At 61.7% G+C, this 12,266-nt stretch carries 12 protein-coding genes; 3 read left to right on the forward strand and 9 right to left on the reverse strand.

What is annotated here, in order from left to right; translation table 11 throughout:
- Positions 1-38: 38 nt before the first annotated feature.
- Positions 39-1,166: an aminotransferase class V-fold PLP-dependent enzyme gene (locus tag ACP15N_RS12075; RefSeq protein ID WP_425092532.1), complete on the forward strand. Its 1,128-nt coding sequence runs from the start codon at positions 39-41 to the stop codon at positions 1,164-1,166.
- A gap of 3 nt (positions 1,167-1,169) precedes the next feature.
- Here the strand turns inward: ACP15N_RS12075 and ACP15N_RS12080 are convergent, their stop codons facing one another.
- From ACP15N_RS12080 to ACP15N_RS12090, 3 genes are all read right to left on the reverse strand, one after another.
- Positions 1,170-2,369, reverse strand: a complete 1,200-nt coding sequence (locus ACP15N_RS12080) for a UbiH/UbiF family hydroxylase (protein ID WP_425092533.1) — start codon at positions 2,367-2,369, stop codon at positions 1,170-1,172.
- Positions 2,370-2,450: 81 nt separating this feature from the next.
- On the reverse strand, positions 2,451-2,690 hold the full coding sequence (locus tag ACP15N_RS12085; RefSeq protein ID WP_425092534.1) for a hypothetical protein: 240 nt from the start codon (positions 2,688-2,690) through the stop codon (positions 2,451-2,453).
- Positions 2,691-2,788: 98 nt separating this feature from the next.
- A complete protein-coding gene (locus ACP15N_RS12090; RefSeq protein ID WP_425092535.1) occupies positions 2,789-3,436 on the reverse strand; it encodes a pyrimidine 5'-nucleotidase in 648 nt (215 codons plus the stop codon).
- Positions 3,437-3,534: 98 nt separating this feature from the next.
- Here ACP15N_RS12090 and ACP15N_RS12095 point away from each other — a divergent pair, with 98 nt between their 5' ends.
- A complete protein-coding gene (locus ACP15N_RS12095) occupies positions 3,535-4,176 on the forward strand; it encodes a GntR family transcriptional regulator (protein ID WP_425092536.1) in 642 nt (213 codons plus the stop codon).
- On the opposite strand, the gene ACP15N_RS12100 is transcribed toward ACP15N_RS12095, so the two are convergent.
- Both ACP15N_RS12100 and carA read right to left on the reverse strand, forming a co-directional pair.
- Positions 4,173-6,050 carry a glycosyltransferase family 2 protein gene (locus tag ACP15N_RS12100; protein WP_425092537.1) on the reverse strand — a complete coding sequence of 626 codons (1,878 nt, stop codon included), beginning with the start codon at positions 6,048-6,050 and terminating at the stop codon, positions 4,173-4,175. The genes ACP15N_RS12095 and ACP15N_RS12100 overlap by 4 nt on opposite strands.
- A gap of 69 nt (positions 6,051-6,119) precedes the next feature.
- Positions 6,120-7,283, reverse strand: coding sequence for a glutamine-hydrolyzing carbamoyl-phosphate synthase small subunit (carA, locus tag ACP15N_RS12105; protein ID WP_425092538.1), 1,164 nt, complete (start codon positions 7,281-7,283; stop codon positions 6,120-6,122).
- A gap of 157 nt (positions 7,284-7,440) precedes the next feature.
- Here carA and ACP15N_RS12110 point away from each other — a divergent pair, with 157 nt between their 5' ends.
- Positions 7,441-7,902 (forward strand): GatB/YqeY domain-containing protein, encoded by a 462-nt coding sequence (locus tag ACP15N_RS12110; protein ID WP_425092539.1) that lies wholly within the window; start codon positions 7,441-7,443, stop codon positions 7,900-7,902.
- A gap of 358 nt (positions 7,903-8,260) precedes the next feature.
- On the opposite strand, the gene ACP15N_RS12115 is transcribed toward ACP15N_RS12110, so the two are convergent.
- The 4 genes from ACP15N_RS12115 to lipB all read right to left on the reverse strand — a co-directional run bounded on the left by ACP15N_RS12115 (position 8,261) and on the right by lipB (position 12,155).
- Positions 8,261-8,941 (reverse strand): Crp/Fnr family transcriptional regulator, encoded by a 681-nt coding sequence (locus ACP15N_RS12115; protein ID WP_425092540.1) that lies wholly within the window; start codon positions 8,939-8,941, stop codon positions 8,261-8,263.
- A 57-nt stretch (positions 8,942-8,998) separates the two neighbouring features.
- On the reverse strand, positions 8,999-9,520 hold the full coding sequence (locus ACP15N_RS12120) for a DUF2244 domain-containing protein (protein ID WP_425092541.1): 522 nt from the start codon (positions 9,518-9,520) through the stop codon (positions 8,999-9,001).
- Complete coding sequence (ctaD, locus tag ACP15N_RS12125) at positions 9,520-11,196, reverse strand: cytochrome c oxidase subunit I (RefSeq protein WP_425092542.1); 1,677 nt, start codon at positions 11,194-11,196, stop codon at positions 9,520-9,522. Before ctaD ends, ACP15N_RS12120 begins: the two co-directional genes overlap by 1 nt.
- A 284-nt stretch (positions 11,197-11,480) precedes the next feature.
- A complete protein-coding gene (gene lipB, locus ACP15N_RS12130; protein ID WP_425092544.1) occupies positions 11,481-12,155 on the reverse strand; it encodes a lipoyl(octanoyl) transferase LipB in 675 nt (224 codons plus the stop codon).
- Positions 12,156-12,266: the final 111 nt, after the last annotated feature.

Consider the following 12,266-nt stretch of genomic DNA (forward strand, 5'->3'; position numbering starts at 1 on the left):
TGCGGTACGACCACCGCATACCACCACAGGAGGACCGTATGACCGCACTGCTCGACACAGTCGATCCCGATGGGTTGCTGGAATATTCCGTAGTGTTCACCGACCGCTCGCTCAACCACATGAGCGGTGCGTTTCAGCAGGTCATGCGCGACATCCACGGAATGCTGTGCGAAGTTTACAACGCCGATCATGTGGCACTGGTGCCGGGCGGCGGCACGTTTGGAATGGAAGCCGTGGCGCGTCAGTTTGGTCAGGGCGCCAAGGTGCTGGTTGTGCGCAATGGCTGGTTCTCCTACCGGTGGAGCCAGATATTCGACGTGGCCCAGATGGCGGAGGAGCCCGTGGTCATGAAGGCACGCCGGGTCGCCAATGCGCCCCAGTCGCCGTTTGCGCCCGCGCCGATCCAAGAGGTGGTCTCCAGAATTCGCGAGACCCAACCCGATGTGGTCTTTGCCCCGCATGTGGAAACGTCCGCCGGGGTGATCCTGCCGGACGCATATATCTCCGAACTTGCGGCAGCGGCACATGAGGTTGGCGCGCTGATGGTGCTCGATTGTATCGCGTCGGGCTGTGCTTGGGTCGACATGAAGGCCACGGGTGTTGATGTGCTGATTTCAGCGCCACAAAAGGGCTGGTCCGCGTCGCCCTGTGCTGGTCTTGTGATGATGTCTGATCGTGCCCGCGCGAGGGTGGCTGAAACTCAGTCCAACAGTTTCGCAGTGGATCTGGGCAAGTGGCTTCAGATCATGGAGGCGTATCTGAACGGGGGCCACGCGTACCACGCGACGATGCCCACAGATGGGCTGCGCGCGTTCCGCGACACCATGCTCGAGACACAGGAGTATGGCTTCCAGCGCCTGAAGGAGGCGCAATGGGCGCTCGGGACGCGCGTGCGGGATCTGATGGCGGCGCGCGGGTTCGAGTCGGTTGCTGCGGATGGATACGGGGCCCCTGGGGTTGTGGTGGTCTATACCGACGATCCGGATCTTCAGAACGGCAAGAAGTTTGCCGCGCAGGGCGTGCAGATTGCGGCCGGTGTCCCGTTGGAGTGCGACGAACCGGAGGATTTTCGGACCTTTCGCATTGGCCTGTTCGGATTGGACAAACTCTATGACGTGGACGGCGCCGTGTCCCGACTTGAGGATGTGTTGAACCGCATCGTCTGAACCCTAGCGCACGCCCAGTCCCAGCTTCATGAGTGACCTGCGCACCGGCGGCAGGCCGTAAAGGGCCTTCAGGCCCTGGGCCCGTGCGTCCCTGAGCGGCTGCGCACCGACCATGGAGGCGCGGTTCAGCATATCGATGCCGGACACGCGCAACCTGACTTCCGGATGCCGTCGCCGGTGATATGACTCCAGCATCTTCTTGGATCCCAGATCGTCCGGCGTCGCCTCTGCAAGTTCCAGCAGGACGCGGACATCGCCGAGGCTCATGTTCAGGCCCTGAGCACCGATCGGCGGGACCACATGGGCAGCTTCCGCGATCAAGGCGGTGCGCTCGGCCCACATCCGGTCCGCAATCTGGGTGATGATTGGCCAAACGGATCGGCGCGACGCCAGCTTCAGCGGGCCGAGCAATCCGGTCGACCTCGCGTTCATCTCTGCCTCGAATGCATCCACCGGCAGCGCGGCAAGCCGCTTGGCTTCGGGTCCATGTTCCATCCAGACAATCGCAGAGCAGGGCGACCCGTCGCGATCGGGCAGGGGGACCAGGGTGAACGGGCCGCCTGAGCGATGGATCTCGGTCGAGACATTGTTGTGGGGCACCGGATGCGTAACAGCAAAGGCCAGCGCCCTTTGCCCGTAACGCGTGGTGCGCGCGCCAATTCCGACGGCCTGACGCACGGCCGAGTCCCGGCCATCCGCTGCAACGAGTAGCCTTGCGGAGATCTGGCTGGCATCACTGAGCGTTACGCGTGCCTCCGATTGGCGGGTGAGCACGGATTTCGTCGCAACGCCCGGGCGGAACGAAACAGTGTCCAGCTCTTCTACCCGGGCGAGGAACTCACGACGCAGCAGCCAGTTGGGCAGGTTCCACCCGAACGGCGCATCCGATATGTCCTTTGCGTCGAAGGCCTTTTGTACGCGGGCGACAGGTTCGGTCCCGCCTGCGTCGATGATCTGCATCACTTGCAGTGCGGATGCATGCGCCGCGACCTTCGTCCAGAGCCCTGCCTTCTCAAGCACATCGCGGGACGGTTGCAAGAAGGCCGTCGTGCGCAAATCCGCACCTTCAGCGGCGCCATCGGTGACTGGGGCGGCGGGGTCCACGACGATGACGGTGAAACCGGCGGTTCCAAAAGCACAAGCGGCGGCAAGGCCTGCAACCCCACCGCCGGAAATCAGGATGTCGGTTTTCTGTACCTGCATGGTTTGCCCTCCGGTGCTGGTGCAAACCTAGGCGGCAGCACGGGGGCGTCCAAGCGGCATTTTGACCCGAAGGCCGGGCGGTCAGCCGCGGCTGATGACCACGATCATCATGTACATAGTGGCGACCATGCTTAGCGCTCCGGTGATCAGGCCTGCATATCCGAACAGCACCGTCGCCCCGATCCAGAGCGTCAGGATAACCGCCGCCAGAGCTGCGAATTTCAGCTCATCCTTCGAGACGGAAGCATCGAATTTACCCCGGTTCACAGCAACTTTCTTTGCTTTGACGGGCAGGTCGAGATTTGTCGCAACGGCAGTCATGGCAGGCTCCTCGAAAAAATGATGCCCTTGTGTGCAGGTTTTCTGCGTCGCAGCATAGCGTGCAGATTGCCGCAGCGCAGAAAGTCGTAGATGGTCGCTCAACCGGTCAGCTGGCCAAGAAACGCCGACAGGTCATCGGTATGGTGATGAACGTGATCTGCAAGTTCCGGCGTGGGCGCAACATGGACGGTCCGCATTCCCATCGCATGCGGGGCGGCGAGGTTTCGGTGGTCGTCCTCGAACATCGCGGCTGTCGCGGGTGGCAGGTTGTCCTGTTCAAACACGGTTTCGAACGCGGCACGTTCGGGTTTGGGGCGAAACCCTGCATGCTCCACGCCGTAGACTGCATCGAATATCCCCGACAGGCCGCGCGCCGTCAGAACGTTCGCCGCATAGGGGGCGCAGCCGTTGGTGTAGACGATCTTGCGGCCCGGCAGGGCACGCAACCGTGCGGCGAGTTCGGGATCAGGATCAAGAACCGTGAAATCGATATCGTGCACGTCGGTCAGATACGGCGCGGGATCGACGTCATGTTCGCTCATCAACCCAGCAAGCGTCGTGCCGTAGCGATGCCAGTAATCCTTGCGCAAATGGTCCGCCTCGGTTTTCGAGACCCCGAGCGCGTTCTGCACGTATGCGGTCATCCTCACCTCGATCTGGTCGAACAATCGCATGTGGGGCGGATAGAGCGTATTATCGAGGTCGAAGACCCAGTGCGTGACGTGTGAAAACTGTGCTGCAACCATTGCCCGGACATAGGGTTTTCACGCGGCGCAGGCAACGGCAGGCTTGAACTTCGGCGGCTGGCGCGGATAGCTTCGATCCACCAAAGGGAGAGACAAGAATGACAGAGCCCAAACCGGCCCAACGTGATGCGTATGACATGATCCTCGAAGCGATTGACGTCGGCGTCTACAAACCCGGAGACCGGTTGGTGGAAAGCGATCTGGCGGACCGGTTCGGCGTGTCCCGCACGCCCATTCGCGAGGCGCTGCAACGATTGGAGACGCAATCCCTTCTGGCGCGAGACGGGCGGTCGCTGATCGTGGCCTCGCTCGATCACAACGAGATGGCCGAACTTTATGTCGTGCGGGCAGAGCTTGAGGGGCTGGCGGCGCGGCTCGCTGCGCGCCACGCGGCAGTCGAGGAGATCAAGGTCTTGGCGGAGATGGTGAAGGACGATGTTGCGCTGCTTGGTGACAGTGCCGCGATGGCACGGGCCAACCGCCGGTTTCACAAGCAGATTCACCTTGCTTCGCACAACCGGTTTCTTGTGCAACAATTGGACCTTGTCTACCGTTCCATGGCGCTGATGGCGACAACGTCACTGGCGGCGCAGGGACGTGGGGAAAAGGCCCTTGAAGAACACCGCGCAATTGTCGATGCGATCTCGAAGCGGGATGAAGAGGCGGCGTATTCTGCACTCAAGGCTCATATCTCCATAGCGTTTGAAACCCGGCTGAGGGCGGACGCCGAAGCGCTTTAGCAGGACGGGGGAGGCCGACTTATGCCGTGGGTGGTTTTGTCCCAGAAAAACGGTCGCGCAACCAGTTCGATCGTGGCCTTCAGCGCTGCGACGGATGCCAGCAGGAAATAGATATGCAGCAACGGGATCGCCCAGAACAAGTGCCGATGTCGGCGTGCGCGTATCCCTGCGGCCCAGACCGCCAGATTGATGACCTCCAGGCCCAGAAATGACAGACCGACAACCCGCACCATCGCGTCGGAAAGACCCGGTACACTCAATCCGATCGTTGCCCCCAGCATGAGGATCAGGAGAGGCATTGTCAGTGCCCCGAGCACGGAGGCGAGGAACAGACACTGAAAGGTGGCAAACCCCAGCGGCCCCAGATCCCTCCACAGCGTGCGCGGACTGCGCATGTGCACGATGTAGGTCATGATGAAGCCCTTGATCCAGCGTGACCGCTGGCGCACCCAAGGCCAGGCGCGGCTCGTCGCCTCTTCGTCCGTGACGGTATCGATCAGGGCAGTACGGTAGCCGGCGCGGTGCAGGCGGATTCCAAGATCGGCATCTTCCGTCACGTTATGCGCATCCCAGCACCCGACCCGATCCAGAGCGTCGCGCCGCATGAAAAGCGTTGTACCGCCCAGAGGCAGGGGCAGACCGAGCCGGGCGAGCCCACGCAATTGCAGTCCGAACCATGTTGCATACTCGATGGTAAAACAGCGCGTCAGCATGTTTGCACCCGAGTTGAAGAAATCCAGTCGTCCTTGCAGGCATGCAACCTCGGGACCGTGCTGTCGGAACCCTTCGGCAACTTTCAGAAGTTGCTCGGGCTCCGGTTTGTCTTCGGCATCGTAAATGCCGATGATCTCGCCGCGACAGAAGTGCAAAGCAAAGTTGAGAGCCCTTGGCTTGGTCTGGATCGTCCCGGGGGGCACATCGATCACCCGGAATGATTGCAGCAAAGACAGTCGGGAGAGCGTGGATTTCGTAAGGTCGTCGTTGGCTTCGACGATAAAGAGCACCTCAAGCAAGCCACGCGGATACTTGAGGCGTTCCAGATTGTTAAGCAGGGTTGAGGCGACTTCGGCTTCGCGCAGAAGCGGTACAAGCAACGATATGCGCGGCAGCGCCATGTCTGTGGTCGCCGGAGGAGGCGAAGGTGCCGCACGCAGGGCGGCGCCGGTCAACAGGGCCTTGAAAATCACATTCGCGGCCACGGCGCCAAAGGCAACGAACAGGAGCGCGGACAAGGCAAGCTGTGGTGCAACCACAAGACAGAAGGCGACGCATGCACTTGCCAGCAACACGCTGACCGCTTGGGGGGCGGTCCACGTCCGGCAGCTCGCCGCGGCCTCCAGCCGGGTCTCGGCATGTTGCACGAGTTCGGGGCCAAAGCCGCGCACAAAAGCCTGTTCGATCTCCGCCGCACTGGCCACACCAAGCAGCGGCTGGCCCCACTCGGGGGGCAGATCCTCGACGATCTGGTCAAAGTATTCCGGCTCTGACGTGACACAGACGACGCGTCCGCCCAATCGGCGCCACGGCAGCAAACGGTGGCGCAGGCACCACTGCAAACCGACCTCATGCACCAGGGTGGCGTCCGGGGCCGAGATCGACAGCTGGATGTGCGTTGCCGAGAAACAGGCGCAGCGCGCGGCAAGGAGATCAGCCTCCGTCAGCCAACCTTCCGCGACCAGGGTGTCGGGGATGGCCACCTGATGCACGCGTGCAAGGTGCCCGGCCTGCAAGCGTTCCGCCTCGGAAATCCGGCCCGTTTCAATCAGATGAGACAGCAGTTTGTCGAGAGGCGTGCGGGCGCGCGCACGCGGTTCGGGCCGCGCAAACAGCGTGGTGACACGGTCCGTCCGTCTCTGTAGCTGGGGCACATTCACAGGCACTCGCCTCCGTCATCAGAGGGTGTGCACCAGAGAGGTTTAACAAGTCGTTAAGGTAAACCCGCGTTAAGCTTTGACGCGGCGGGCGGCCATCGCGTCTGCAAAGCGCTCGAAAAGATAGTAGCTGTCCTGTGGGCCGGGGCTGGCCTCGGGGTGGTACTGCACCGAAAAGACCGGCCGGTCTATCATGCGGATGCCACAGTTTGATCCGTCAAACAGGCTGATATGGGTTTCCATCACACCTTTGGGCAGTGTCTGGCTATCGACAGTGAACCCATGGTTCATCGACGTGATCTCTACCTTGCCAGTCTCGATGTCCTTCACCGGGTGGTTTGCGCCGTGGTGTCCGTGGTTCATCTTGATGGTCGTTGCGCCCAGTGCGAGGGCGAGCATCTGGTGGCCGAGGCAGATTCCGAACACCGGAATATCGGTCTGGTCGAGAACATCGCGTATCATGGGTACCGCGTAGGTGCCGGTAGCCGCCGGATCGCCCGGGCCGTTCGACAGGAACACGCCATCGGGGTTCTGCGCGAGCACTTCTTCGGAAGTCGCAGTGGCCGGCATGACAGTCACGTCACACCCGGCGGAGGCAAGGCAGCGCAGGATGTTGCGCTTGGCGCCGAAATCCAGCGCGACAACCTTGTGCCCGGGGTCTTTACGCTGGCTGTACCCTTCTGGCCAAGCCCACCGCATCTCGTTCCAGCGATAGGATTGTGCGCAGGTAACTTCCTTGGCCAGGTCCAGCCCTTCGAGTCCGGCAAACTCGCGGGCTTTCGCGACCAGAGCCTCGAGGTCGAAATTGCCCTCGGGATCGTGGGCGAGCGTGACATGCGGGGCGCCTTGCTGGCGGATCGCACGGGTCAGGCGGCGCGTGTCGATCCCGCCAATCCCGATCCGCCCGGTCTTTGCGAGCCAGTTTGTCAGATCACCCTCGGCGCGCCAGTTCGAAGGCTCCGTCGGGTCCCACTTCACCACCATGCCGGATGCCACGGGATCGGCGGTTTCATCATCCTCGGTATTTACCCCGACGTTTCCGATATGCGGGAACGTGAAGGTTACAATCTGACCGGCATAGGACGGGTCTGTCATGATCTCCTGATAGCCGGTCATGGCTGTATTGAAACACAGCTCCGCCGAGGTCTCGCCGGTGGCTCCGAACCCGCGTCCGTAGAACACTGTCCCGTCAGCGAGAACCAGGCAGGCCGTGGGCTTTGCATCGGGGGCGGACATGGGCGATTCCTCGGGCGTTGAGATGTAGGTAAACAGGGGCGTTCCTAAGGGCGGCGGCGGGTCGGGTCAAGCCGATCCGGACGAAGGGCGCGGGTCTTGCAGCGCGCAGGGGCACTCGCTATGTGGGGTGTTCGATTTGACAACGGGAACACCACTCATGGACCTGCGAGACAAGATCACCACCGGACTGAAAGATGCGATGAAGGCAAAGGACGCGTCGCGCCTGTCGACGCTGCGTCTGATCAATGCCGCCATCAAGGACCGCGAGATCGCCTTGCGTGGCGAAGGCCGCGCCGACGGGGTCACCAATGCAGAAATCCTCGCTATCCTCGGTAAAATGGTGAAGCAGCGTCAGGAAAGCGTGCGGACCTATGAGGAAGGCGGACGATTGGAGTTGGCCGAGGCTGAACAGGCCGAAATCGCGATCATCGAAGATTACCTGCCGCGCCAGTTGTCGGACGATGAAGTCGACGCCGCGATCCAGACAGCCATCGATCAGACCGACGCAAACTCCATTCGCGATATGGGCCGGGTGATCGGTGCATTGAAGTCGAAGTACACCGGACAGATGGATTTTGCCGTCGTGGGTCCGCGCGTCAAAGACCGTTTGGGAGCCTGACAGGCCGCAAGCGGCAGAATAGCCCCCAAGCGCGGCGGGACGAACCCGCCGCGCTTGAGCACTCAAGCACTCGTTACCCTAACTGATGCCGCCTTAGCACTGCGCTGTAACGTGGATACAACATCCAAACACTCGTTACTCATGCGACATCAGTACCCGTCCAGCACTCGACACGAGCGCTGCTGACACATCGGCCATCACTCCGATCTGCCATGTTTTGGAGGCCCAAAAGCCCCGGCGCCTCTGGGCACTGGAAAAAACACGGTGAATTGAGAACACATCAGAGACACGCCGATGACGCTATCGCGCGGCGGGATTCACGTCTGTGATGCAGGTCACAGAACAGCCAGAAATGCGGTCAAATCGATGCCGGATCGGCAATCAGTTTCAGGGCGGCCCGATCCGTGATCAGAACACCTGCGCGGCTCAACTCGACGACACCCGCGCGACGCCATTCGCCCAGGATTTTTGAAACGGCCTCGCGGGTGGCCCCGACGAATTCGCCGAGCTGAGCCTGCGACATCTCCAACCGCGCTTCCGGTTGCGATGTCGTAAGGTACAGAAGTTTTCGTGCCAGTCGGCTTGCCAGTGGCAGGAACACCTGATCCTCAATCTGCAGGGTCATCGCACGCATGCGCCGTCCTGCGAGACGGAGCAAGTCGGCGGCGAGATCAGGTGTTGCTTGTAACGCGGCCAACAAGTCCGAATGGGCGACGCGACGCAGGGTCGTGGGTTCCAGCGCTGTCACTGTCGCGGTGCGCTCTCCGGGATCGAACAAGGCGATCTCTCCCAGAAGTTCGCCCTCGCGCATCACGTCCAGCAGAAGCTTGCGGCCATCCGGAGACAGAACCGACACTTCAATTGCTCCGGTCGAAACCGCAAAGAGCGCGTCGCCCGCGTCGCCTTCGGTGAACAACACTTCACCTGCGGCCAATCGAACCGGAGTGGCCAGTGTTTCCAGCATGTTTCGCAGGCGCGGAGAGGCGAGGGCCAGAAACCCCGCGTCGTAACCCGCCTTGTCCGACTCTGAGTGTGCCATGCCCGGAGCTTATGCGCAGCGCGCAGGTCTCGCAAACAGCTGGCGATCCGGGCCTGCCTACCCGCGCCGCAGGGCGCTCAACCGGTCCTGCAGGTCCGCATAGAGCGCCATTCGTTCGTCAGGGCTCAGAAAGGCGCCCAGTTCCACCTCGCGATCGCTGCCGCGCAGAGTCAGGTAGTTTTCAACCGGGCCGCGGGACGGGTGCAGTTGCACCTCCACCCAATAGGGGTTTGCCTCCCAGTGCTGATCGGACGTGCGCGGATTGAACCGGGTCAGTGAAATGCGATCGGGTGAAAGTTCCAGCACCTCGTTCAATGCTAGGTCGCGTTGGTTGCGCTGGATGCCGTACCACACCCCGCCAAGGGCAATCAGCATGAAGGGCAGCAGGCCCCAAAGAACCACGCTGCCAAGCACGGCGATCAGTGGCAGGGACAGAGCTGCGGCCGTGATCCCGATGAACCAGACGAACCCTTTGGCGGTCAGCGAACGGTGCGGCCAGAGACGCAGCACTGCCACAGGCGCGAAGGCCCCGGGTTTCGCCGGGGCCTCCTGTTGAAGCTCAGTCCATTCAGCCGGCATCAGTGGCTTGGCTGCTTGTCCCACATATCCCGCGTCGGGAGCTCTTCGAAGGTGTGCTCCGGCGGCGGGTTGGGCAACGTCCACTCCAGCGTATCCGCATGCTCGTTCCAGTAGTTCTCTTCCGTCACGCGCTTGCCGCGGGTGATGGTGTAGAAGACCACACCGATGAAAAAGAGGAACGAGGCAAAGGACAGGAACGCGCCCCAGCTGGAAATCCAGTTCCAGTACGCGAACGCCTCAGGGTAGTCGATGTAGCGGCGTGGCATACCCTGACGGCCCAGGAAGTGCTGCGGGAAGAACGTGATGTTCGTGCCGATGAAGAAGGTCCAGAAGTGGAGCTTACCGGCCCATTCGGGGTACTGACGGCCCGACATCTTGCCGATCCAGAAGTAGATCCCGGCAAAGATCCCGAACACCGCCCCGAGGCTCATCACGTAGTGGAAGTGCGCCACGACGTAGTAGGTGTCGTGATAGGCCCGGTCGACGCCCGCCTGGGACAGCACGATACCGGTCACACCGCCCACGGTGAACAGGAACAGGAAGCCGATCGCGAAGAGCATCGGCGTCTCGAACGTGATCGAGCCCTTCCACATCGTGGCAATCCAGCTGAAGATCTTCACGCCGGTCGGCACCGCGATGACCATCGTTGCCAGCATGAAGTAGCTTTGCTGGGTCAGCGACATGCCCACCGTGTACATGTGGTGCGCCCAGACCACGAAGCCGAGACCACCGATGGCGATCATCGCCCAGACCATCGGCATGTAGCCGAAGATCGGCTTGCGCGAGAAGGTCGCGATCACGTGGCTGATGATACCGAAGGCAGGAAGGATCACGATGTAGACTTCAGGATGCCCGAAGAACCACAGGATATGCTGGTACAGCACCGGATCGCCGCCGCCGCTCGGGTCAAAGAACGTCGTCCCGAAGTTCCGGTCGGTCAGCAGCATGGTGATCGCACCCGCCAGAACCGGCAGCGCCAGGAGGATCAGCCACGCAGTGACGAAGATCGACCACGCAAACAGCGGCACCTTGAACAACGTCATGCCCGGCGCGCGCATGTTCAGGAACGTGGTGATGATGTTGATTGCCCCTAGGATGGAGGACGCCCCGGACACGTGAACCGCGAAGATCGCAAGGTCCATCGAGAAGCCGTCCTCATTGGTCGACAGGGGCGGATACAGCACCCAGCCAACGCCTGACCCCGTCTGTCCATTGCCGCCCGGTGCGAGGACGGATGCGACGGCGAGCGACGTACCGGCCACATACAGCCAGAAAGACAGGTTGTTCAGCCGCGGGAAGGCCATGTCCGGCGCGCCGATGTGCAAGGGCATGAAATAGTTGCCAAAGCCGCCAAATAGCGCCGGGATCACCACGAAGAACATCATCAGGATGCCGTGGCCGGTGATCAAAACATTCCAAAGATGGCCGTTCGGGGTACAGGTATCGCCCGCCCCGGCGGCGATGAACCGCGCGCCTTCCGCACACATGAACTGAACACCGGGGTTCATCAACTCCATGCGCATGTAGACGGTGAAGGCGACCGAGATAAACCCGGCCAGACCCGCCACAAGAATATACAGGATCCCGATATCCTTATGGTTGGTAGACATGAACCAGCGCGTGAAGAACCCTCGGTTGTCTTCGTGGCCGTGATCATGGATGGCTGCATCTGCCATGCTGCTCTCCTGTTCGTCGTTCGTTCAGGTGGCGTTGCGCCGGGATAGGCACACACCCGCCTGTCATATTTCCCGACACCGGTTCTAGCGGCGCCTCCGGTACGCGGCAATGGGGTGCGCCTTGACATACAACAAAAACTGCATGTGTTTTTGCCCTGTCGCGCGCATTGGTCGCATTCCGGACCAGCTTCGCGGACCGGCGCCCCGTGTCGCGGTAATCTGTCGGCGTCATCCGATCCCCTCGACGGCTGGACATGCCGGTCAGATTCGGGCGCGGCCTGGGGCTAGTCGCGTGTGACCGGGCCAGTCGGCATAGCATCGAAGACCTGATGAAAGGTCCGGCGCAGCGCCACGTCGACATCCGCTATACCGACAGGGAGGCCGAGGTCGACGAGGCTGGTCACGCCATGTTCGGCGATCCCGCAGGGCACGATGCCGCTGAAGTGTTCCAGGTCCGGATCGACGTTGATCGACAGCCCATGCAGGCTGACCCAGCGCTTCAGCCGGATGCCAAGTGCCGCGATCTTGTCCTCGGCCAGCGCGCCGGATGCCGTGCGCGGTTTGTCCTCGCGTACCACCCAAACACCCACGCGCCCGGCGCGACGTTCGCCTTTGACGTTGAACTCCGCCAGAGTCGCAATCAGCCAGTCTTCGACTGCGCAAACAAACTTGCGCACATCGCGTCCCCGCTTGGTCAGGTCAAGCTGGATGTAGACCACCCTTTGACCCGGGCCGTGATAGGTGTATTGCCCACCGCGGCGTGTCGCGTAGACGGGAAACCGGTCCGGGTCGGTCAGATCGCTGGCGTCGGCAGAGGTGCCCGCGGTATAGAGCGGGGGGTGTTCCAGAAGCCAGATCAACTCATCCGCTTGACCGCGTGCAATCGCGTCGGCACGCGCCTCCATCTCGGCGAGCGCTTGCGGATAGTCCACCAACGTGTCGGATGTTCTCCATTCCATACAGGAACTCCCGTGTTATACCCGCAAATGGCTCATGGTTGCCCCAAGTGCAAGTGTGGAGCCGGATCAGAGGGGGCAGGACGTTGCGCTTGCGAATTCAAAGGGAACGCC

Origin of the sequence: Tropicimonas sp. S265A, assembly GCF_049800835.1 — a bacterium.
In the GTDB taxonomy this organism is placed as follows: Bacteria; Pseudomonadota; Alphaproteobacteria; order Rhodobacterales; family Rhodobacteraceae; genus Dinoroseobacter.